The following is a 23,072-nucleotide window of genomic DNA, read 5'->3' as shown; positions in this document are numbered from 1 at the left end:
CTTTAACTTATATATTCGTTAGCTTTCTAACCAATTATAAAACGGGATTGTACGCTTATAGTTTCCTTGTTGCGTTTGATCCGTTTGTTTTTGCTTATGTTGATATTGACGAAACTTTTGTGAATGGTTTTGGGCTTGTGTAATTGTACGGATGCCATTCTTTTTCCATTCAAATAGGATTCGATCAATATAACGGAAATTAAGCTTACCAGACATGACAGCTTCACGTAACGCTGCTTTTATGATGGAAGGATCGTGGTGGTCTTGGTCGAGCCACATCGCTAATGATTCACATTCAAAAGGAGAAAGTGGTCGTCCAAATTCTTGTTCAAAAATGCTATAAAGGTCCATTTCATGCTGTTTATCCAATTCTTTTTCTTCGTCCATGTTCTGCTGTACGAGATATTGAAGCATTTTCTCCCATAATGGTCGCATTGAGTATTTTTCGTAGATGACACGATTTTCGTCATTGCCTTCATTTATTTCTAAATATCCACGTTGAATAAGCTGACGTAGGATTTCCATGCATTTTTCTTCTGTAATTGTCATGCGGTTCGAGATTTCAATTGGTGTAGGAAAGAAATTTCCACTGTCCATATAGGTTAGGATGTGGAATAAGACCATCATTTCCTCTTCGTTTAATTGTAGATGTCGATACGAGGACATTAACATTTTCGGAATTGATATATTGCCTTGTTCGAATAAATCAACTAATTTATCCATTTTCATGTATAAACACCTCTTCATAACCTAGTATAACATGAGACCTTAAAGTAGGGTTAAGAAAGAAATATTTGGTTTGGATATTTGTCCAAAATAAAAGGAACCTTCTATTTTGAAGGTCCCTTAATGTTGTTTAATTATGGATATAGACGGTTTAGCAGACGTGGGAATGGGATCGTTTCACGTACATGCTCAACGCCACTAATCCATGCTACTGTTCTTTCTAGCCCTAATCCAAAGCCAGAATGTGGAACAGAACCATATTTACGCAATTCCAAATACCACTCATAGGCACCACTTGTTAAACCATGCGCTTCAAGCTGTTGTTTTAATAGGTCATAATCATGAATTCTCTCAGAACCACCAATGATTTCACCGTAGCCTTCAGGAGCAATTAAGTCTGCGCATAAAACAACATCGTCACGGTCAGGTGCTGGCTGCATATAGAATGGCTTAATCGCCTTCGGATAATTTGTAATAAACACTGGTTTATCATAACTTTCTGCAATAGCCGTTTCATGTGGAGCCCCGAAATCATCGCCCCACTTAATATCATCAAAGCCTTTTTCATGTAAAAACTCAATTGCCTCATCATAAGAAATGCGAGGGAATGGTGCTTTTATCTGTTCTAGCTTAGATGTATCTCGCCCTAAGGTTTTTAGTTCAAGTTGGCAATTTTTCAAGACAGATTGCACAATATGTGAAACATATTCTTCTTGAACTTTTAGGCTTTCTTCATGCTCAGTAAAAGCCATTTCCGGCTCAATCATCCAAAACTCAATTAAATGACGTCTTGTTTTTGATTTTTCAGCACGGAATGTTGGACCGAAAGAGAACACTTTTCCTAAAGCCATAGCTGCCGCTTCCATATAAAGTTGTCCACTTTGAGATAGATATGCATCTTCATCAAAGTATTTTGTAGCGAAAAGCTCAGTTGTTCCTTCAGGTGCACTTCCTGTTAAAATAGGCGGATCAACCTTTGCAAATCCACGTTCATTGAAAAACTCATAAGTTGCACGTATAATTTCATTACGAATTTTCATAACGGCATGTTGTCGTTTTGAGCGAAGCCATAAATGACGGTGGTCCATTAAAAATTCTGTCCCATGCTCTTTAGGTGTAATTGGATAATCAACAGCCTCATGAATCACTTCTACATTAGTGACTGTTAGTTCATAACCGAACGGTGATCTTTCATCTTCTCTTACAACACCAGTTACATATAGAGATGTTTCTTGAGTGATTGATTTTGCTTTCTGGAAAACATCTTCATCCACTTCTGCTTTTACAACGACTCCCTGGATAAAGCCTGTCCCATCTCGAAGCTGTAAAAAGGCAATCTTTCCGCTTGAGCGTTTATTTGCTAACCAAGCACCGATTGTAACCTCTTCACCCACATATTTATTAACCTCTGAAATAGTTATTTTCACAATTGTCCCTCCAAAACCGTAAACCTTATGTATATATACCTAATTTACCTACTTCATTATACATTTGTTAAGTTCATGAATCAAGAATTACCATGGGGACGGTCCTTTGGTTGAAAGAACCAAACCGAATCGTCCCCATTTATCACGTTATTACATTTTTTCTTCAACAAATGTATGAATACGTTTGATCGCTTCCTCTAATAGGTCTAATGATGTTGCATAAGATAAGCGCATATTATCTGGTGAACCAAAACCTGATCCTGGAACAACTGCAACGAGTGCTTCCTCTAATAATGCCTTCGCAAAATCATCTACATCATTATAACCTGTCAATTCAGCACACTTTTTCGCATTCGGAAATAGATAAAATGCTCCTTGTGGCTTAATACATGAAATTCCAGGTATGCTTACCAATTTATCATAAATCACATCTAATCGCTGTTCAAATGCCTGTCTCATTGTTTCAACCGGTTCTTGATTGCCTTCATAAGCAGCGAGTGCTGCATATTGTGCAATAGATGTTGGATTTGAAATGCTATGACTCGAAAGATCTGTCATACATTTAATAATTCCCTGTGGACCTGCTGCATAACCGATTCTCCAACCTGTCATTGAATGTGATTTAGAAAGACCATTGATGATAATCGTCTTTGCCTTCACTTCTTCACTAACCTGCGCAATTGATGTATGTGTAGCCCCAAAATAAACAAGTTTTTCATAAATTTCATCTGAAACAATCCAAATATTATGCTTCACACATAATTCACCAATAGCTTGTAGTTCTTCTTTCGAATAAAGCATACCAGTTGGGTTACTAGGTGAATTTAAGATTAAGGCAACTGTTTTATCAGTAATTGCCGCTTCAAGCTGGTCTACTGTCACTTTAAATTGATTTTCCTCTTTACCTTCTACATATACGGGTACACCTTCTGCAAGCTTAACTTGCTCAGGATAGCTTACCCAGTAAGGTGTTGGAATAATAACTTCATCATCTTTATCAAGAAGGACTTGGAATAGGGCATATAATACAAACTTTGCACCCGAACCAACTATCACTTCATTTGGCTTATATTCTAATTGTTGGTCAGTTAAAAACTTTTTACAAATCGCTTGTTTTAAAGCAGGTAATCCTGCCGAAGGTGTATATTTAGTATGCCCTTCTCTCATGGCATTTACTGCTGCCTCGATGATATAATCTGGTGTATTAAAATCTGGCTCACCAGCACCAAGTCCAATTACATCATGACCCGCTGCTTTTAATTCTTTTGCTTTTGCTGTAATAGCTAATGTTGATGAAGGTGTTAAGGCTGCTACTCTTTTTGCTAATTTCATGGTAATCCCCTTCCACATATTATGGTTTAATTGAATTGCGATATTTACCATTTTCAAAATACAGTTTATGGTAGGTCAAACGATCATCACTACCGATATAAATAATTTCCCATATTGGAATATTATCTTCGAGTCCTAGCTTAACGGAGCGAATTTCTTGTGGATTTCGATCACTTTTTAAAATAGCTAGTGCTTCTTTTTCTGTAATCCCTTCGCGTTTAAAGCGTGTAACGATTTCCCCTTTTTTCAGCGGAATCCAAGCTATCATTGCTTCACCTTCATCATTTTTACCGATGACAACTTGATAAGCTTTTGTTCCAAGATATGTATAACTATCATCTATTGTTTCAATTTGCGTCTTCTCAAGTGCGATTTTATTTCCTTTTGTTTCAGCTTCATTTAATGGCTCAAGAGCCGATTGATAAATGTTAACTCCTTTCCAAATAATAAAGACAAGGAGAACGACAAGTATACCAATGATCCATTTTTTCATATTTTATTCACTACTTTACGTACGATAAATTGTAAAAACTGCTTTATTTTGATCATCTCGATCAAGTGCAAGACCAAACATGAGATCTTCATGCTTCAATGTACGATTTAACAAATCAACAATTTTATATAAATCAGGAGTATTTTGAATTTTAACGGTCGATAGAACTTCTATCTTACTTTCCAAGCAAGAGCTCTCCCTTCATTCATCACAAATTTTACTACTCATACGTTTCACGCATCAGGCAACAATAGTAGTACTACAACATTACAGTTGAAGTTGTCTTACATTTTATTGCCTTACATCATTATAACAGGTGTATTACCATTCACAATACAGTTTTTTTCACTTCGGGATATTTCCCGACTGAAAAAAACAGCCTCCGGCGGATGCCACGATTTTTCAAAGGAAATTATTCGAGCAGTAAGATTAAAGACTAAAACCGCCACATCCTGTGGCAACGTCTTTATGACCCACTTCCTTTGGGCCTAAAAATCGGGCGCAAATACGCCAAGGCGTATTTGATTTCAAAAAAAATCAACTCCAATCCCATGCCTTTACCTGTCTTTTGACAGGTCTTTTTTTTAAAGCCATTCGTCTATATGCTCTAATAGCTCAGGAAGTGGTTTATGGAAAAATTTCATCTTTGGAATTGATGTTAGAAATTTTTGTCCATACTTTGTTGAGACAATTCTGCGATCCAGAATAAAAATAACCCCTTTATCCTTTTCAGATCGGATTAGCCTACCTACGCCTTGTTTAAAACGTATGATAGCATCCGGTAATGAGAGGTCTCTAAAGGTGTCTCCTCCCTTTTCTTCAATCTCCCTGGCACGAGCAGTGTACATCGGATCATTTGGTGGTGCAAACGGAAGTCTAACGATAACAAGTGCGCTTAAATCCTCTCCAGGAATATCCACACCTTCCCAAAAACTACTCGTTCCAAGAAGAATAGCCTTATCAAAGGCTTGAAAATTCTTCGTTAATTTTGCGCGACTCCCACCACTTATACTTTGGGCGATTAATACAAACTGTTCGAGTTGTTCCCTATCTTTTAAATTCAAGTATGTTTTTTGTAGCATTTCATAAGATGTAAATAATACAAGCATTCGACCATTTGTTTTAGTCGCTATTTTAGAAATCTGATCTGAAATTGAATCAACAAACTCATTCTGGGAAACAGAATTGATTAGTGGCAGGTCTGTTGGTACCATCAGTGCTGCCTGACGCTCAAAATCAAATGGTGATGGTATTGATAATGTAATAGGGTGAAAATCAACCAAGCCAAGTTTTTCAATCATATAGGTAAACGAATCATCTACCGTTAATGTTGCTGAAGTCATGACCACACTTTTCTTAAAAGTAAAAAATTGATCAGCTAAAAAATCTGAGATGTCTGTCGGTTCTACTTGTAGGGCTGCTGAGTTGACAGGACCTTTTGGATCGATTTCAATCCAAGTGAGCTGATTCTGATTGACATTCATAATGTCTTCAATTATGGAGCACTTCTCCATTAATAAATCGATAGTCAATATATAATCATTAAATAACCCAAGTTGTAATGGTGTAAATAACGACTTATTTTGGATGATCTGCTGTTTTTGATAGTTGACTTTATTTATAAGTTCTTTTTTTAATATGTTTAGCTTTGTTAATTGCTCAATTGCTTCTTGCCAATATTCACCATATTCCTGTATAGGATGAAAAATATATTGAATCCGTTTCTTTTCATTTTCTTCTTGCTGTTTCATTAAAACATGACTGCGTATCATCCGAAAGAAATCATTAGCTGTTACTTTTATATCCTTGATGAGTTGATTTACACGCAAAAATGAATCTATATCAAATCCATTTCTTTCCATGAGTTTCGACGATTTTGCAAGCAAATCATTTGTCTCAAGCAGTCCAATTCTCATGAGGACGGAATGGATCGATAAATAATGAATATGATAGCCAAGCTGTCGTTTTGCCAAAGCTTCGAAATGATGGGCTTCATCCAGGATTAAATAATCATATGTTGGAAGAAATTCAAAATGATTATCTAAATCCTGCAACAGAAAAGCGTGATTTGTAATCACGATATCTGCTTTTTCAGCCGCTTTCCTTGCCTTTTGATAAAAACACCTTGATTCCCAGATTGGATCTTCAAATCCAGGATGTTCGACTGTACATTTCACTCGCTCCCATAATAGCTTGCCACCTGACGGTAAATTAATTTCGTCAATATCCCCTGTTTCCGTTTCTGTTAACCATACTAAAATTTGTGCTTTTGTTAGCACTTCGTCATAATTATCTGTATTCTCATATAGAATTTGTTCAAACTTTCTCAAAGAGAGGTAATTCCCTCTTCCTTTTAAGAGTGCAGCTTCAAAATCAAAAGAAAGGATTTCTCGCAATTTGACCATATCTTTTTCTAAAAGCTGATGTTGCAGCTGGAGAGTATTCGTACTTATCAGACAACGTCCCTTCACTTTTGAAATATAGATCGCTGGTAGCAAATATGCGATTGATTTGCCTATCCCTGTACCTGCTTCAATCATGGCATGCTGGTTCGTTTCCATCGCATGGTGTATCGTTTGTACCATTTCTAGCTGGCCTTGACGAAATGGAAAGTCATTAATCACAGAGTGAAATATCTCCGTATATGTATAGCTTTTTTGTTTTCGTTTCTCTTTTTGTTTCGTGATTTTATGAAGTGCAAGACCACGATAAAGATCGAATTTCGTATCCTTTACCGCATAATTTGATTTTCCATTTAGAATTTGACTTAAAATTTCGCGAATATCACTTTTAAAAGAGGTTGAAAGTGAATATAGCTTTTGAACCGTAACAAGTGGTAATCGTTCGATTTTATGTAAAATTTTCAAAAGAATTTCAGCAGTTACTTCAGCATCACTATCGGCTTGATGAGGGTTTTCATGGGTTAATGATAGAGACTCAGCAAGTTGCCCTAGTTTATAGCTGTCTGCTAAAGGAAGCATGACTCTTGATAGTTCAACCGTATCAATGGTGAGACAATGAAAATTTTCAAACCCACACTGTGCTAATTCTATCTGCAAGAACGAATAATCAAAAGGGACATTATGAGCTACAAAATAGGAATCCTGAAACAATGAAATTATTTCTGGCGCAACAATTGAAAAATCAGGTGCATTTGCTACCACTTCATTAGAAATACCAGTAAATTGCTCAATAAAAACCGGTATGTCTTGTTTCGGATTGACGAAGGTTGCAAATCTTTCAACGATTTCTCCATCTTCAATCACGACCGCTGCAAACTGTATGATTTTATCACCTTTTTTTGGAGAGTTACCAGTTGTTTCTAGGTCTACAACGACAAAGCGTTTTTTCATTAGTGCCACCTCCTAACACAAACGCCCCCAAATTGGGGGCGTATAACCGTTTATAGTACAGTTGCAGCTGGTTCTTCAAAGATTAATTCTTTAATTTGATTGTTTTCGTTCATAATCGCTACCCTCGGCTTATGAGTTTCTACTTTTTCCTCAGGTACAATTGCATATGAGATGACAATTATGACATCGCCCTCTTGGACAAGACGAGCGGCAGCACCGTTTAAACAAAATACACCGCTTCCTCTTTCACCAGGGATAATATACGTTTCAAGTCGAGCCCCGTTATTATTATTTACAATTTGAACTTTTTCATTAGCGACCATCCCTACTGCATCTAATATATCCTCATCAATGGTAATACTACCCACATAGTTTAAGTTTGCTTCTGTAACACGTGCTCTGTGTATTTTTGCGTTCATCATTGTACGGAACATGATGCTCCCCCTTGGATCTTCTTTTAGATTTCCATAAAAAATGATAAATATTTATATATCAAAAGTAATATTATCAATAAGTCTGGCTTTTGTAAACTTGACAGCTAGCGCAATTATGATTCTTCCCTTTAGTTCAGAAAGTTCTTCAAGCTCAGGATAACGATACAATTCAACATAATCGATAACCCCTGATGTATGTGCTGTAATATGTTTTATTATTAATTCTTCAATCACCTTCGGATTACGTTGTCCCTTATTAATCTCTCGTTTAGCCATTTGAAGACTTTCAAATAGTCTTGGTGCTTCTAACCTCTCTTGTGCAGTTAAATTAATATTCCTAGAACTTTTCGCAAGCCCATCCTCTTCACGAACAATTTCCACTGGTACAAGAGTTATCGGAAAATTAAAGTCTGTAATCAATCCATCAACGACGGAGACCTGCTGAGCGTCTTTTAGGCCAAAATATGCTCGGTCTGGCTGTACGATATTAAATAATTTAACAAGAACCGTAGCAACTCCGTCAAAATGGCCATTACGCTGCCTGCCGCATAATACATTGATTCTTGAATGAACGACTGCTGTAAGAGACATTTTTGTTGGATACATTTCTTCAGTACTCGGATGAAAGAGAACATCCACACCACTGTTCTCTGCCAATTTGCTATCTCTTTCAAAATCACGTGGATAGGAATCAAAATCCTCATTTGGACCGAATTGAAGTGGATTCACAAATATACTCACTGCTAGCACATCATTTTCACTTCTTGCCTTATTTATTAAGGTTAAATGTCCTTCATGAAGATACCCCATTGTTGGTACGAATCCAATTGTTTTTCCCTCTTGCTTTAATGACTTCATATATTGCTGCATTTCCTTGATTGATGTGATGACTTTCATGTTTATTTTCCCCCGTAAAGATTAGCAAGCTCTTCTTCTTTCATTGTGAACGTATTTTTTTCTTCTGGGAATGAGCGTGTTTTTACCTCATCCACATAATTTAAGAGTCCTCGTAAGATTGGTTCATTCACTGAAGCATATTGTTTTACAAACTTAGGAACACGATCAACCCCATATGAAATCACATCGTGAAATACAAGAACTTGACCGTCCGTTTGGTTTCCAGCACCAATACCAATTGTAGGAATTGAAACGCTGTTTGTCACTTCTTCACCTAATTGTTTCGGTACACATTCTAAGACTATTGCAAGAGCTCCTGCTTCCTCGACTTTTTTTGCATCCTCAATTAACTGTCTTGCACTTTCTGCATCTTTTCCTTGCACCTTATAGCCACCTAATACTCCTACTGCCTGTGGTGTTAAGCCAAGATGTGCAACGACAGGAATTCCTGCTTCTGTTAAAGCTGAAATCGTATAGATAACGTCCTTTGCTCCCTCAACTTTAACAGCATGGGCTCCTGATTCTTGAATAATTCGTGCTGCATTTTTCAACGTTTCAGCACGCGAAACATGATAAGACATAAATGGCATATCCGTTACAATAAATGTATCCTTTGCCCCACGTTTTACGGCCTTCGTATGATGAATCATATCATCTACTGTTACTGGAATAGTAGAATCATAGCCTAATACAACCATCCCTAATGAATCACCGACAAGGATCATATCCACTTCGGCTTCTTCTGCAAGCTTAGCAGATGGATAATCATAAGCTGTCAACATAACAATTGGCTCTTTCCTTTGTTTCATTTTCAAAAATTCTGTTGTTTGTTTCATCATTTTTCCTCCTTTTGGCTTTTAGAAAGTAAACAACCCTTCTTTAATGGCGCCTTGCTCAAGAATCCCTTGAGGTTTCCTAAAAAGAGGAGATGAAAAGACCGATTCGTGGTAGTCTTTTGCGTAAATAAAGTAAAAAATCCTTCTTTCAAATAGAGAAAGAAGGATTAAACATGAATAAGTTCGGTAAATTTCATCCCTCTGTCCCAGTCCATTGGATCAAGGCAGAATACAATTGTGTATTGCATTGTTAAAAGTAAAAGCTTGGTGTAGTTCCAAAACGGATACCACCCATTACTTTGAATTATATATAAAATTCACATTCTTTTCTACACTTTATTTTTTAGGGAGTTCGATATCAGCCGAATAGATATGATGAACCATCCCTGCTGCATCCTCAAGGAGTAAAACACCTTCCTCATTGATGCCAATCGCTTTTCCTTCAATCGAGCCTGATAGAGTTCTAGCAATGATCTGCTTTCCTATACTTGTCGCATAGCTTTCCCATAAAAGCTTGACAACTTTGAAGCCATGCTGTAAATACTCCTTATACAACTTTTCAATTTTTAATAAAATCACCTGAATTAATTTGGCACGGTCAATTTTCTCGCCTTTTTCAATCGCTAGTGAACTCGCAATGGTATGTAGATTCTCAGGAAATTGACTCAATTCTTGATTCACGTTAATTCCAATACCAATAATGACTGAATTAATTCGATCTGTTTCAGCTTGAAGCTCTGTTAAAATGCCTACAAGTTTTTTTTGGTGAATTAAAATATCATTGGGCCATTTTATATCTGGCTCCAAACCTGTCACTTCCTGGATTGCTTGGACGACACCCACTGCTGCTAATAAAGTTAATTGCGGCGCTTTTGATGGTGGTATTTGTGGTCTTAAAATCATACTCATCCAGACTCCGGTATGTTTAGGGGAATACCATGCCCGATCTAATCTGCCGCGTCCAATTGTCTGTTCTTCTGCTACAACAAGTGTACCTTCGACAGCACCTTCATACGCTAATTTATGGGCAATTTGCTGGGTAGAGGTTACCGATTCCTCAAAATGAATATTTCGCCCTAAACTTGTAGTTTCAAGGCCTAGCTGAATTTCATTGCCACTAATTTTATCTGGCTTCGTTATAATACGATAACCCAGTTTTCGAACGGCCTCTAATTCATATCCTTCATTTCGTAAATCTTCAACATGCTTCCATACGGCTGTACGCGAGCACCCAAGTTGCTCGCTTAGTTTTTGTCCAGAAATAAACTCCCCGTTGGCACTAGAGAAGACTTCTAACAATTTCTTTCTTATTTCTGATCGCACGATAGAAGCCACTCCTTTATCTTTTCCTTGTTATTTTCAACTTTATATTCCAGAATTCCATTTTCAACTATTTCAAAAAGATCTGCTACCCATTTACCTGGTTTTTGTTTGTACCAGAGTAAAAGATCTTCACCCGTAATATCTAGCTCGGAACGTTGTTTAATGGGCAATTTATTAAATTCCTGAAATGGTGACACTTCTTGATGAAACCCTAAAACTTCTAATACGCGCTCTATCTGTTGCATACATTCTGCCCCACAATCGTATAATAGACGTTTGCTCCAGCCTGTTTGAAGGACTTTTTTCAGAAAGGTGCTATTTTTTACAACCTGTTCAATTATTTTATTCGGCAATTTCCATTGTCGTAAAAATGCTTTTAAATCGTCTTTTTCCAATAAACAACAAACAAGCGTCCAATATTCAGCTCTTTCTTGAAGTTGATTCCATTTATATAAGGAAAAACGTTCTAAACTTTGAATTTCATCCGTAAAGTCTGGTAAATAGTGAAACAAATTAGTATTAACTAAGATCGGAATAGATTCTTGGCAACTCTGGCCTCTAAGTAATTTTTCAAATTCTATCGTAATTCGCTCAACTGAAATCTTTTTTAATAAAGGAGCATTCTCCTTGATGGCTGACTCCGTTTCCTTACATAATAAAAAGGACAATTGGCTTGAAAATCGAACAGCCCTCATCATCCTAAGCGCATCTTCAAAAAAACGATCGTTAGGGTCACCTACAGTTTGAATTCGTTTCTCTTCAATTGCTTTCTTTCCTTCGAAAGGATCGATAATGTTTCCATCAATCGTCATCGCAATTGCGTTCATTGTAAAATCTCTTCTTTTTAAGTCCTCGTGAAGGGAAGTGACAAATTCAACATGAGAAGGTCTCCGGTAGTCATCATACCCCTCCTCTGTTCGAAATGTTGTCACTTCATATTGTTCATCATTATGTAAAACTATTACTGTTCCATGAACAGCACCAACATCAATGGTTTTTGGAAATATAGCCATAATTTGCTCTGGGCGTGCAGAAGTTGCAATATCGATATCACCAATCGGTCGTTGTAAAAGATAATCACGGACTGAACCCCCGACAAAATAAGCTTCATAGCCATTTTTATGTAAAGTAGTAAGTATTGCTTTTGCTTTTACAAAAGGTTCATCCATCAACGAGATCCCCTTTCAACGTTTATTATCTAGGATCGAATAATATAAATCCTCATAATCATTCACAATTCGCTCAGAATTAAACTTTTGTTGGACAGAGCGGATTGCCTGATTAGACATTTTTCTATGTAAGTCGGAATCCTTTAATAATGCGATTGATTTGTTTGCGATGTCTTCAATATCCCCAAGTTCACAAATATAGCCATCTAGACCTTCATCAATGACCTCTGGAATACCTCCAGTGTTTGTCCCAATTGTTGGAACCCCGCAGGCCATTGCTTCAATTAAAACAAGTCCAAAACTTTCTTTTTCAGATAATAAAAGCTTCAAGTCACTAATTGAATATAGTTCTGGAAGGTTTTCTTGTTTTCCCAAAAGCAGAACTTTATCATTTAGTCCAAACTTATTAATTAATTTGCAAGCAGTGGTTAATTCAGGTCCATCCCCAACCAATAATAGCTTGGATTTCACTTCTTTTTGAATCAAGTTAAATGCTTGAACAACGTCAGGAACACGTTTTACCTTTCGAAAATTAGATACATGAATAATTACTTTTTCATCTTCTTGTATCCCATACTGTTCTCGTAAATCATCCACTTTTCGTTTGTAGTAAATTTTTTCGTCTACAAAATTATAAATCGTTTTAATCTCTTTTTTTGGCTCAATTAATTCATAGGTTTGTTCGACAAGTGATTTAGAAACAGCCGTCACAGCGTCAGATTGTTCGATTCCAAACCGAATAAGTTCAGTTAAAGATGGATCATATCCGAGAACTGTAATATCAGTTCCGTGAAGGGTGGTCACAATTTTAACATCCCCACCCACCATTTGCTTTGCTAAATACGCACATGCAGCATGTGGGATAGCATAATGAACATGCAATAGATCAAGTTTCTCCCTTTTTGTTACCTCTGCCATTTTACTTGCTAAAGCTAAATCATAAGGCGGGTATTTAAATACCGAATATTGATTCACTTCTACCTCATGAAAATAAATATTTGTGTATATTTTGTTTAAACGGAATGGAAGACTTGAAGAAATAAAGTGGATTTCATGTCCTTTTTCTGCAAGCAACTTCCCTAACTCTGTTGCAACGATACCCGATCCCCCAACTGAAGGATAACAGGTGATCCCGATTTTAAGTTTCATTGAAGAATCTCCCACTTCTACATGAATTACAAAGACAGATACTGCTAAAGATTCGAAAGCTTATTGATTACCGCCTTCTTGTCTTTCACGTATGATTTCACGCCATGAAAAAAATCCTTTTTCAAGTCCGTGTATAAGTACCTCTGCCGTTCCCATATTTGTTGCTAATGGAACAGAATACACATCACATAGTCTAATCAATGCAGAAACATCTGGCTCATGTGGCTGTGCAGTTAGTGGGTCTCTAAAAAAGATCACCATGTCCATTTGATTATTTGCAATCATCGCCCCAATTTCTTGGTCACCGCCTAGTGGTCCAGATTGAAAACGGTGGATTTGGAGTCCAGTAGCTTCAGAAATGCGTAAGCCTGTTGTGCCTGTCGCGAATAATTCATGTTGTTCTAAAATAGATGTATAAGCTGTTGAAAACTGTACTAGGTCATTTTTCTTTTTATCGTGAGCAATTAGAGCAATTTTCATAGTTATGTATCCCCTTATTCGATGATATTTTCTAACCCATATACTAAAACATCAAGATTCATTACAGTGTCAACTGATAATTTAACACCTGACATGAAGGATGTACGGTTAAATGAATCATGGCGTATGGAAAGCATTTGTCCATTACCACCAAACATCACTTCTTGATGCGCAACAAGTCCCGGTAAGCGTACACTATGTATGCGAATCCCATCGTACTCTGCACCTCTAGCTCCTTGCATTGTTTCTTTTTCATCAGGATGTCCTTGTTGCTTTGATTCTCTAACTGTTGTCAATAATTCAGCTGTTTTAACAGCTGTCCCAGAGGGCGCATCAAGCTTTTGGTCATGGTGAAGCTCAATTATTTCCACATCTTGAAAATACTTGGCAGCCATTTGTGAAAACTTCATCATTAGTACAGCACCGACAGCAAAATTAGGTGCGATAATAGCGCCTACCTTCCGTTCCTCCGCCATTTGCGACAGTCTATCTAATTCTTCTTTCGTAAAGCCTGTTGTTCCTACTACTGGGCGAACCCCGTGTTCAATAGCAACCTCAGTGTGGTATTTACCTGTTTCAGGTGTTGTTAAATCAATCAAGACGTCTGGTTTTGTTTCTGAGAAGCACTCTATAATATCCGTGAAAATCGGAGCATTTACATTTGAAAACCCTTCTACATCACTTAATGACTGACCATTGTTTTTTCGATCAACTACCCCTACTAGAGAAAAATTTTCTGTTTCTTGAACAAGGGCAACTGCTTCTTTTCCCATTCTACCTCTCGGACCTGCAACTACGATTTTGATTGTATCCATGATGTATGTATTCCCCCTTATTAATTTGTGTCAATACGTGTCCATCTATCTTTATCTCTTGTATTAAATTTGTTCATAACAGTATTATGTGCGTCTTCAAGGTCAATGTTCAAGGAATTTGCAAGACAAATCAGAACAAATAACAAATCACCTGTTTCTTCAGCCACTGTTTTTTGCGTTTCTGTATCTTTTTTAGGCTTTTCACCGTAGTAGTGATTAACCTCTCTCGCAAGTTCCCCTAGTTCCTCAGTCAACCTAGCCAGTAATGCTAGCGGACTAAAATAACCTTCTTTGAATTGTCCTATGTATGCATCTACCTCTTGTTGCAGCTGTTTCATCGTTTTATCTGCCATCACTATCACCTCTATTGTTTCTATTCTTATGTTAGCTTAAAATATAGCTTTTTGACAAATAATTCTTTTATACGACATGATTTGTTTGTTTTTCACCCATACTTTATAATAAAGTGGCAATTATTTCTATTCCGGGGGTATTTAACTTTGAAGTTTTCAATAAAAAATATTATATTCATTTTGCTGGGTTCCGCCATTTTTTCGTTTGGGATTGTGCATTTTAATATGCAAAATAATCTAGCAGAGGGCGGTTTTACAGGAATTACACTTTTGCTTTATTTTTTATTTAAATTTGATCCGTCCTATTCAAACTTGATTTTAAATGTTCCATTGTTTTTTCTAGGTTGGAAGCTACTTGGTCGTATTGCATTTTATTATACACTCATCGGTACAGTAAGTGTTTCAATATTTTTATGGTTCTTTCAACGTTATCAATTTGATATTCCACTTGATGGCGACCTAGTGTTGGCAGCGTTATTTGCCGGTGTGTTTATTGGAGTTGGTCTAGGTATTATTTTTCGATATGGTGGTACAACTGGTGGTGTTGATATCATCGCAAGGCTTGTACGAAAATATGTTGGCTGGCCAATGGGGCGTACGATGTTCTTATTTGATGCAGTGGTGATAACGGTTTCTCTCATTTTCTATCTTTCTTATCGTGAGGCTATGTACACCCTGCTTGCTGTTTTTATTGGGGCACGAGTGATTGATTTCATGCAGGAAGGTGCCTATGCCGCTAGGGGCGCTATGATTATTTCAGAGAAGAATAATGAGATTGCTGAAAAGATATTACATGAGATGGATCGGGGAGTAACGATCTTAAAGGGAATGGGGTCGTATACGAAGCAGGAGAAGCATATCTTATATTGTGTTGTCGGAAGAAGTGAAGTAGGTCGTTTAAAGCAAGTGATTATCTCAGTTGATCCACATGCTTTTGTTTCAGTTAGTGATGTCCACGATGTGCTTGGAGAAGGGTTTACGTTGGATGAGAATAAAAAGCCGATTGAGCGGTGATCAATTTGAATTTTAGCTCACTCACAAATTGGTCAAATGAGCAAAACTAACATGAATAAAGCCGGTTATCCACATTGGGTAACCGGCTTTCGTTTTTTATTCTTCTCGAGTCATACCTGTGTATATTAGGATCAATCTCAATAGTTCAAGTACCGCTACTGCTGCTGCTGCAACATAGGTAAGGGCTGCTGCGTTTAGTACTTTCTTTGTTTCACGTTCTTCGTCGTTTCGAATGACACCTGCAGAAACAATTTCGTTCATCGCTCTTGATGATGCATTGAATTCAACTGGAAGTGTAACAAGTTGGAATAACACAGCTGCTGCCATAAAGATAATTCCTACTAGAATTAAATTCGACATTGTAAAAATAATACCAGCAATAATTAAAATCCACGAAAAGTTCGATCCAATATTCGCTACCGGTACAAGTGCATGACGGAAACGAAGGAATGCATAATCTTGTTGGTCTTGAATCGCATGACCAACTTCATGGGCTGCAACTGCTGCACCAGCGATAGAATTTCCATAATAGTTGTTCGTTGAAAGTCGAACGACTTTTGTTCTTGGGTCATAATGGTCTGAAAGTAAACCTGGTGTTTCTTCGATTCTCACATCATATAATCCATTTTGATCAAGTATTCTTCTTGCTACTTCTGCACCAGTCATACCTGATGAAGAAGGAATTTGTGAATACTTCTTATATGCACTCTTCACCTTAATTTGTGCATATATCGGAATGATAATGATCAAAGCAAAATAAACTAGAATCATTTTTGTTCCTCCAAATTATAGTATAATTTAATTTTAGATACAGACTCGCTCAATGTCAATTGTCTTGCTTACAAAAATCTCTAAAAGTAAACAGTGGGATATGTCCCACTGTCAGCGGTCTTCGTAATCTCTCTGTTTTTGGCGTTTTTGCTTATCACCTTTATATTTTCTCCAGCCTACATAGATTAATGTAAGAATAATCGCCCCACCTGTTGAAATCATCACCCAAATCAGTGACGGATCAGCGTCATCCTCTGTCATACGCTCAAACATATTTTTTAGATCTAATTCCATTTGCTCAAGCTGTTGTATTCTAGTAGCGGTCTTCAGGTCTTCGTTACGGTACGTATCTAAGAACGCAATGTGAGAATCTATTTTTTGAACATCTTGAGGAGTGATATCCACAGTAATACTCGGATGAATGATATTATATTTTGATAGAAAGATAGTCAGCAAGTAATTAAATGTTTCCTGATCACCTTCTTCAATCGTTTCCTTCATTTTGTCAAACGTCGTCATTATAGAATCTTCCAATTCTGTCCACATTGGCTGATACTCAGACCTCATCGCATCCACCACTAAACGAAATTGAGTAACACGATTGACTCTTTCTTCAAAACCGAGTGAATTAGATGTAACTGCTTCAAAGGCTGATTCATGAGTTAATGTAATGATCCGTAGTTCATCCATTGAAAAAGATTGGTCACGCTGATTCATTCGAAGGAATTCATTTGAAAAATGTATTAACAATTGCTTAGCATCCTGGTATCTTTCCTGCTTTACCATTTGTAGGGCTTGGTCAGATATTTGATCAAGCTTATCCCAATTTTCTTCATTGGAGGTAGCGTTTATGGATATAGGATGAATCATAACTATAAAACAAATAATGCATATAATTCTAGAAATTTTCATACTTGTCCCTCCTCAAACATCTATTAAAATGTATGATAGATTGGACAAGAGTAGACCACTTATTTATTGAAGTTCTAGTTGATAGCGATCTTTTTTTATACAAAGTAAATAAGTAATGAGGATGGAAACCATACTTAACCAAAATGTAAAATAGCCGATCTGTGGAATATATTGATCGAGTACACTATATCTTGGCATCATAAAGAAAACATAATCAATTACATCATTATGTAAGGTCCATACGGCTGCGATCACTAAATGGATTGGCTTTATGCGATAATACGGTGCGTATAATAGTCCTTGAATTGCCATCCCGAGGTGAGAAAAAATCAACATATACCCATAAATATCCAAACCGTCAACAAAATAAGTAAGAATATTCATGACCACTGCCCAAATCCCATATTTAAAAAGGGTTACAATTGCCAACGCTTCAATAAGCGGCCAATTCCTTTTGAGCAAAAAGGCGATTAACACAAAACAAAAAAACAAGCTTGCCGTTGGGCTGTCTGGAACAAAGATTAAAAATTTTGGTGGAGTAATGTTTAGTTGACTTTCATACCAAACATATCCGTAGATAGTCCCTGGAATGTTTATAAGTAATAAAATCCAGAGCACCCAGGGTTGCCCCATTAAATATGTAATCCATTTCATCTATGTACCAACTTTCCTATTTTCTTACCTCAAGATTCTCTTAAAAGCAGTTACCTTGTCAAGAAAAAAACGAATAAAAAAAGCTGACCCTTAAAAGTCAGCTTTATGTTTGATTATTTAGAAGTTACACTTGAAATAAATTCAGCAAGCTTTTGTAATTCTTCGTCAGATCCTTCAAAGGCGTTAGCAGGCATATTACCTTGTCCTTCTCTAGCGATCCTCGCAATATCCTCAGGAGATAATCCATTATCGACTAGCGCCTTTCCAGCTGGACCTCCTTCAAGGTCTTGACCGTGACATCCAATACAGCTTTGAGCTGAATAAATCGCATAGCCTTCAGATTCCTTATCAATTTCTGCCTCTGCTACTATTTTCGCAGATTCAGCTCTTGCTTCCCAGTCAACATGAGAAGCAGATTCCCATGTTAAGTATGCAACTGAAGCAAATGCTAAAAGCATCATACCTGTAGCGATTGGACGCTTTGATGGTCTACGTTCAGGACCACGATCTAAGAATGGTGCAAGTAAAAGCGCTCCAAATGCAAGTCCAGGAATTACAAGTGTACCAATAACGTTAAAATCACCAGATGCATATGTGTATTTAATCAATTGGTACATGAATAAGAAATACCAGTCTGGTAGTGGAATATATCCTGCAGCAGTAGGATCAGCGACTTTTTCAAGTGGTGACGGATGTGCTGCTGTTAAACATAAAAACGCGACTAAGAAAACAGAACCAACTAACCATTCTTTTAAGAGGAAGTTTGGCCAGAATGCTTCTGTTTTCCCTGGATACTCCGAGTAATCCTTAGGAATATGTTTTTTATTACTTACAGGAACACGAGAGTCCCCAACAAATTTCATTCCTTTTCCACGATGCATAATCGGTCCCCCTCCTTTTTAGAGAATTTTCATTCAAAAGAGATAGTACTATTCATTAAATTTTTCAAAAATACCCAAATCTTTTTACTCTAAGGTAGTTCATTAAAGATGCTAATCCTTTACACTTCAAAATTAGAAGTCAGTGGCTTGCATCCTATAGTGGACCAGAAATACCTTGACGTCGAATCATGATAAAGTGAGCAGCTAGTAAACCGAATAATGCTGCTGGTAAGAAGAATACATGAATCGCAAAGAAACGGGTTAGTGTTTGTGCACCAATAATCTCAGGATGCCCCGCAATTAGAGTCTTTAAATAAGGCCCTATAAGTGGAACAGATTCAACAATTTGAATTGTAACCTTTGTTGCAAATAACGCTTTCATATCCCAAGGTAATAAGTAACCTGTTAAACCTAGAGCTAACATAACAAAGAAAATTAATACTCCAACAATCCAGTTTAGCTCACGTGGCTTTTTATAAGCACCTTGGAAAAATACACGCAGGGTATGTAAGAACATCATAACGATTACAAGACTTGCTCCCCAGTGATGCATTCCACGAACAATTTGTCCAAACGCTACTTCGTTTTGTAAATAGTAAACAGAATTCCATGCATTGATGATATCTGGAACATAGTACATTGTTAAGAACATACCAGATAATACTTGGATGACGACGATAAAAAAGGTAAGTCCTCCAAAGCAGTATACAAATGCGCTAAAGTGGTGCGCGGGGTTTACATGCTCAGGAACCTCATGGTCTGCAATATCTGCCCAGAGAGGAGTAATATCAAGTCGTTCGTCAACCCAATCAAAAATCTTATTTAACATTGATTACGCTCCTCCTACAGGGTTTGGTTTTGTTTTCCCTAAATATAAATAACCATCTTTCACTTGACTATCAAATACATCTAATGGGCCCATTGGTGGTGTGCCAGGTACGTTCATACCATCCTTTTCATATAAACCATAGTGACAAGGACAGAAGAAACGATCCGGGTTACCTGGATCCTCAGCCCAAGAAACAGCACAGCCTAGGTGTTTACATACTGGTGATAATGCGATGATGTCGCCGTTATCATTTTTATAAACCCACGCTGAATTTGAAACTTCTGATTCATACCATCCATCAACTTGATTTATTTTGAAATCAAATTTTTGGGGTTCTTTCGTAATCTTATCAACACTCACTACTTGTACCATGTCATGTTCAGCTTCTGGTTGAAGTAATGGGTCAATTGCAAAGCGGACCATAGGCATTAACATCCCAGCTGCCATGAAACCACCTACACCTGTTAGAGTATAGTTCAGAAATTGACGTCTTGAAACCCGTTGTTTATTCTCGCTCATTTTTTTCCCCCCTCTATGCTAAGCTAAGTCCACTCCGGACATAATTGTACACATTAAAAACTAGGACATTCTCATGATATATCAATATTTGGTACAGGTCAATAATAGGATTTGCCGAAACAGTGGCAACTATGTGACTTTCTTTGGAAATGTCAGGAATTTTTTATTGTTATAGTCACATAATGTTGAAGATTACCTTTGCCAGATGTTCGTGAATAGTGTAACAAGCTGTTTCATTTGATCCTGAAGCATGGTTTGCTTGTATTTTTCTTCGACGTATTCAAGTGGTAAAGTTGGCAGCCATATAAGTGATCCATTTAAATCTGATTCTACTTGCTTCCAGCTGCTATCTGATGTAATAAATATGGTATGCTTCATACCACCACTGTTCAAATCGCTTGTCCACTGATTTAAACGTTTACTAGCCAATTCTAACACTTCACCATTTGAATACGTAAAGGACGGAAATAGTATAATTCTTCCTTTAAATTGTCGTTCTACTTCATTTGAAAGAATGGTAATGAACTCGCCCATTGAAACGGTATTTTTTAAATTTCCTTCAAGTGATACTGGAATCAATGGAATAACTGCTGTATCAACATATTCCTTAGCTTGTAAATAGACATCCATATCCTTCGTTATCCATTTCATTTTGTCTGCATCCTTTCCCTTCTGCTGTACTTAAACTATATTCACTTCTTTATTAAGAATCTTTAGCCAAACTCCCAAACTACCATACCATATTTAGGGTAAATAAAAAAGACTGACCCGTTGTCAGCCCCTTCTAAGGTAAGCTTTTTCTATTTTATAGTTGTTTAAGCTTTTCAGTTAGCCTTTTAAACTCTGGTTCATCCTGTCTGTCAAGCGCCTCATCAATTCGCTTTAACAGATGCTCTTTTTGAAACATATGAATGGACTGATCAAGAAACTTTTTCGCAAGCTCTTTATCCTGCTCATTCACCTGAAGATGCTTTGGCATATATGGATTCTCTTCAAGTACAGCCACATAATTAGGAGAATGGAAGGAGGATCTGAAATTAAGTTGAATATAAATTTCTTCTTCCCTGTTAAGGCGTATATCATGAAATGACTTTTCAGCATCCGTTGTCATGACATTTTCCTTATAAAAACGGAATGGTACATCATCCACACAATGCGTTGACATAATAATTCCTCGAGGGCAATATTGAGCCTGCTCAACAAAATGAACATTTTTCATGAGTTGGTCGTGGCTCATTAAATAGTTTAAAATCCAAACACATTCTCTTCGTTTTAGCTGATAATTATTTAGAAACCAGCGTATGAAGTCTTTTTTCTCGTTGACAGATACAGGGGTAGTCATCGCACGCTTCCCTCCTCTGCTAGTATTGAGTAGTAATAATGATAATATACTGATATACTTCAACAATCACATTAAAAAATCCTTCTTAACATGAAAACTTTAATTTACTCCAGTTCAGAAATGTATGCTTCAATTTCATACTTCATTGGGTCAAGCTTTAGGAGTTCCTTAAATACTTCGACAGCCTCTTGTCTTTTTCCATCCTCCATTAAGAAATAACCAAACTCTTCTAAAAACTCTGGAGTTTCTTTAAAAGAAGTATATGCACGACGGTAATGGTTTAATGCATCCGAATATTGTTCTAATTTATTTTTTGCAAAACCGAGATCCCACTCGAATTGTTCATCATACTCTCCGTAGCTCATAACAGATTCAAGGCATTCCACGACATCCTCAAATCTTTCTTCCTGTAATAAAAACTTTGAAAGCTGCAAGGTTGCTTCCACGTAACCTGGGTCAATTCCCACAGCCGCACGAAGGTATTTTTCTGTATTTTCCTTATCACCTAGCATCATAGATATTTTACCAGCGTAGAAAGTAAGTTCTTTATTTAATGATTCCACTTCAAGACCTTCTAATAAGACCTTAAAGCTTTCCATCAAGCTAGCTTCTTCTTCATATGCCTTAGCAAGATATAGATAAAGAGAAGAATAGTCCGGGTCAAGTTCCTTAAGGCGCTCCAGAACTTCAATTGCTTTTTTATAGTATTTCGCTTGATATGCTGTTACACCAAAGCCAAATAATGTATTACTATCTTCTTGTTTTTTGATGGCTTCCTCATAATACGGTAGAGCTTCTTCGAACTTACCTGTTGTACTATAACTTTCCGCAATTCGGGCGTTAACATTTACACCTGCTATTTCGTCACCATTCTGTAAAACTTTCTCATAATACGGAATACTTTTATTGTATTCGCCATGACTTAAATACAATTCGGCTAGAGCAAAGTCAATGATCGTTTCATCATTGGATTTTTCCTTTGCTAACAGAAGCTTTTGTTCACTAACCTCAAATAAACCCTGCATTTGGAACAAATCGGCTTGTAAAACAAGGGATTCTAAGTAAACGGGGTCATCCTCTGCAATTTGTTCTAAAATATTGATTGCTTCCTCTTCCATATCAAGGTCAATTAGGATTTCTGCTAAAAAAACAAATAATTCTCCTTCATCAGGGTAGCGTGATATTAATTCTTCTACAATTTCTTTTGCATCCTCGACAAAGCCCCATTTATAATAATGCTCAGCAATTGTGTATTTCTCATCATCATTTGAGTATTCTCTAAGTTGTTTTAAGGCTTTAAGTCCTTCTTCTACGTTTCCATCTTCAACTAACTGAATGGCGTTCTCTATTTTATGCATAAATT

General features: G+C 36.9%; 25 protein-coding genes. 1 reads left to right on the top strand and 24 read right to left on the bottom strand.

Translation table 11 applies throughout. From position 1 onward, the window contains the following. Positions 1 to 18 precede the first annotated feature (18 nt). From ABC371_RS15345 to ABC371_RS15275, 15 genes are all read right to left on the bottom strand, one after another. Positions 19 to 729: a DnaD domain-containing protein gene (locus ABC371_RS15345; RefSeq protein ID WP_412897573.1), complete on the bottom strand. Its 711-nt coding sequence runs from the start codon at positions 727 to 729 to the stop codon at positions 19 to 21. Positions 730 to 860: 131 nt separating this feature from the next. Further along, the gene (gene asnS / locus ABC371_RS15340) at positions 861 to 2,153 is read right to left on the bottom strand and encodes an asparagine--tRNA ligase (protein WP_412897572.1); all 1,293 of its coding nucleotides are present in this window, start codon (positions 2,151 to 2,153) and stop codon (positions 861 to 863) included. A 150-nt stretch (positions 2,154 to 2,303) separates the two neighbouring features. Then, a complete protein-coding gene (locus ABC371_RS15335) occupies positions 2,304 to 3,485 on the bottom strand; it encodes a pyridoxal phosphate-dependent aminotransferase (protein ID WP_412897571.1) in 1,182 nt (393 codons plus the stop codon). Positions 3,486 to 3,504: 19 nt separating this feature from the next. After that, positions 3,505 to 3,978 carry a cell wall elongation regulator TseB-like domain-containing protein gene (locus tag ABC371_RS15330; RefSeq protein WP_412897570.1) on the bottom strand — a complete coding sequence of 158 codons (474 nt, stop codon included), beginning with the start codon at positions 3,976 to 3,978 and terminating at the stop codon, positions 3,505 to 3,507. 15 nt (positions 3,979 to 3,993) lie between these two features. Beyond that, a complete protein-coding gene (locus ABC371_RS15325; protein WP_116352338.1) occupies positions 3,994 to 4,164 on the bottom strand; it encodes a YpmA family protein in 171 nt (56 codons plus the stop codon). A 398-nt stretch (positions 4,165 to 4,562) separates the two neighbouring features. Continuing rightward, the gene (gene dinG, locus ABC371_RS15320; protein WP_412897569.1) at positions 4,563 to 7,331 is read right to left on the bottom strand and encodes an ATP-dependent DNA helicase DinG; all 2,769 of its coding nucleotides are present in this window, start codon (positions 7,329 to 7,331) and stop codon (positions 4,563 to 4,565) included. A 50-nt stretch (positions 7,332 to 7,381) separates the two neighbouring features. Next, positions 7,382 to 7,765 carry an aspartate 1-decarboxylase gene (gene panD, locus ABC371_RS15315; protein WP_412897568.1) on the bottom strand — a complete coding sequence of 128 codons (384 nt, stop codon included), beginning with the start codon at positions 7,763 to 7,765 and terminating at the stop codon, positions 7,382 to 7,384. Between the two features lie 51 nt (positions 7,766 to 7,816). After that, entirely contained in the window at positions 7,817 to 8,662 is an 846-nt protein-coding gene (panC, locus tag ABC371_RS15310) for a pantoate--beta-alanine ligase (RefSeq protein WP_412897567.1), read from the bottom strand. A gap of 2 nt (positions 8,663 to 8,664) precedes the next feature. Beyond that, positions 8,665 to 9,498 carry a 3-methyl-2-oxobutanoate hydroxymethyltransferase gene (gene panB / locus ABC371_RS15305; RefSeq protein ID WP_412899367.1) on the bottom strand — a complete coding sequence of 278 codons (834 nt, stop codon included), beginning with the start codon at positions 9,496 to 9,498 and terminating at the stop codon, positions 8,665 to 8,667. A 336-nt stretch (positions 9,499 to 9,834) separates the two neighbouring features. After that, complete coding sequence (locus ABC371_RS15300) at positions 9,835 to 10,821, bottom strand: biotin--[acetyl-CoA-carboxylase] ligase (protein WP_412897566.1); 987 nt, start codon at positions 10,819 to 10,821, stop codon at positions 9,835 to 9,837. After that, on the bottom strand, positions 10,806 to 11,990 hold the full coding sequence (locus ABC371_RS15295; RefSeq protein ID WP_412897565.1) for a CCA tRNA nucleotidyltransferase: 1,185 nt from the start codon (positions 11,988 to 11,990) through the stop codon (positions 10,806 to 10,808). Before ABC371_RS15295 ends, ABC371_RS15300 begins: the two co-directional genes overlap by 16 nt. A 15-nt stretch (positions 11,991 to 12,005) precedes the next feature. Further along, the gene (gene bshA / locus ABC371_RS15290) at positions 12,006 to 13,139 is read right to left on the bottom strand and encodes an N-acetyl-alpha-D-glucosaminyl L-malate synthase BshA (protein ID WP_412897564.1); all 1,134 of its coding nucleotides are present in this window, start codon (positions 13,137 to 13,139) and stop codon (positions 12,006 to 12,008) included. 60 nt (positions 13,140 to 13,199) lie between these two features. Then, positions 13,200 to 13,619 carry a methylglyoxal synthase gene (mgsA, locus tag ABC371_RS15285; protein ID WP_136377962.1) on the bottom strand — a complete coding sequence of 140 codons (420 nt, stop codon included), beginning with the start codon at positions 13,617 to 13,619 and terminating at the stop codon, positions 13,200 to 13,202. Positions 13,620 to 13,633: 14 nt separating this feature from the next. Continuing rightward, positions 13,634 to 14,434: a 4-hydroxy-tetrahydrodipicolinate reductase gene (dapB, locus tag ABC371_RS15280; protein ID WP_412897563.1), complete on the bottom strand. Its 801-nt coding sequence runs from the start codon at positions 14,432 to 14,434 to the stop codon at positions 13,634 to 13,636. A 20-nt stretch (positions 14,435 to 14,454) separates the two neighbouring features. Next, positions 14,455 to 14,787: a nucleotide pyrophosphohydrolase gene (locus ABC371_RS15275; protein ID WP_412897562.1), complete on the bottom strand. Its 333-nt coding sequence runs from the start codon at positions 14,785 to 14,787 to the stop codon at positions 14,455 to 14,457. A 147-nt stretch (positions 14,788 to 14,934) separates the two neighbouring features. Here ABC371_RS15275 and ABC371_RS15270 point away from each other — a divergent pair, with 147 nt between their 5' ends. Next, positions 14,935 to 15,801: a YitT family protein gene (locus ABC371_RS15270; protein ID WP_412897561.1), complete on the top strand. Its 867-nt coding sequence runs from the start codon at positions 14,935 to 14,937 to the stop codon at positions 15,799 to 15,801. Between the two features lie 96 nt (positions 15,802 to 15,897). Here the strand turns inward: ABC371_RS15270 and ABC371_RS15265 are convergent, their stop codons facing one another. The 9 genes from ABC371_RS15265 to ABC371_RS15225 form a co-directional block, all read right to left on the bottom strand. Further along, positions 15,898 to 16,572 carry a zinc metallopeptidase gene (locus tag ABC371_RS15265; RefSeq protein WP_412897560.1) on the bottom strand — a complete coding sequence of 225 codons (675 nt, stop codon included), beginning with the start codon at positions 16,570 to 16,572 and terminating at the stop codon, positions 15,898 to 15,900. A 111-nt stretch (positions 16,573 to 16,683) separates the two neighbouring features. Then, entirely contained in the window at positions 16,684 to 17,484 is an 801-nt protein-coding gene (gene ypjB, locus ABC371_RS15260) for a sporulation protein YpjB (protein ID WP_412897559.1), read from the bottom strand. A gap of 63 nt (positions 17,485 to 17,547) precedes the next feature. After that, positions 17,548 to 18,138, bottom strand: a complete 591-nt coding sequence (lhaT, locus tag ABC371_RS15255; protein ID WP_412897558.1) for a lipoprotein heptaprenylglyceryl N-acetyltransferase LhaT — start codon at positions 18,136 to 18,138, stop codon at positions 17,548 to 17,550. Positions 18,139 to 18,251: 113 nt separating this feature from the next. After that, complete coding sequence (locus tag ABC371_RS15250; RefSeq protein WP_412897557.1) at positions 18,252 to 19,019, bottom strand: menaquinol-cytochrome c reductase cytochrome b/c subunit; 768 nt, start codon at positions 19,017 to 19,019, stop codon at positions 18,252 to 18,254. A gap of 154 nt (positions 19,020 to 19,173) precedes the next feature. Continuing rightward, positions 19,174 to 19,848, bottom strand: coding sequence for a menaquinol-cytochrome c reductase cytochrome b subunit (qcrB, locus tag ABC371_RS15245; RefSeq protein WP_116352354.1), 675 nt, complete (start codon positions 19,846 to 19,848; stop codon positions 19,174 to 19,176). 3 nt (positions 19,849 to 19,851) lie between these two features. After that, entirely contained in the window at positions 19,852 to 20,367 is a 516-nt protein-coding gene (locus tag ABC371_RS15240) for a Rieske (2Fe-2S) protein (protein WP_412897556.1), read from the bottom strand. 192 nt (positions 20,368 to 20,559) lie between these two features. Next, positions 20,560 to 21,018: a YpiF family protein gene (locus ABC371_RS15235; RefSeq protein ID WP_412897555.1), complete on the bottom strand. Its 459-nt coding sequence runs from the start codon at positions 21,016 to 21,018 to the stop codon at positions 20,560 to 20,562. Positions 21,019 to 21,172: 154 nt separating this feature from the next. After that, positions 21,173 to 21,709 carry a ReoY family proteolytic degradation factor gene (locus tag ABC371_RS15230; protein WP_412897554.1) on the bottom strand — a complete coding sequence of 179 codons (537 nt, stop codon included), beginning with the start codon at positions 21,707 to 21,709 and terminating at the stop codon, positions 21,173 to 21,175. A gap of 104 nt (positions 21,710 to 21,813) precedes the next feature. After that, complete coding sequence (locus ABC371_RS15225) at positions 21,814 to 23,067, bottom strand: tetratricopeptide repeat protein (protein ID WP_412897553.1); 1,254 nt, start codon at positions 23,065 to 23,067, stop codon at positions 21,814 to 21,816. Positions 23,068 to 23,072: the final 5 nt, after the last annotated feature.

Origin of the sequence: Bacillus jepli (assembly GCF_047238305.1) — a bacterium.
In the GTDB taxonomy this organism is placed as follows: Bacteria; Bacillota; Bacilli; order Bacillales; family Bacillaceae_L; genus Ferdinandcohnia.
The sequence above is the reverse complement of the archived record's forward strand: the minus strand, read 5'-3'. Positions and strand labels throughout refer to the sequence as shown.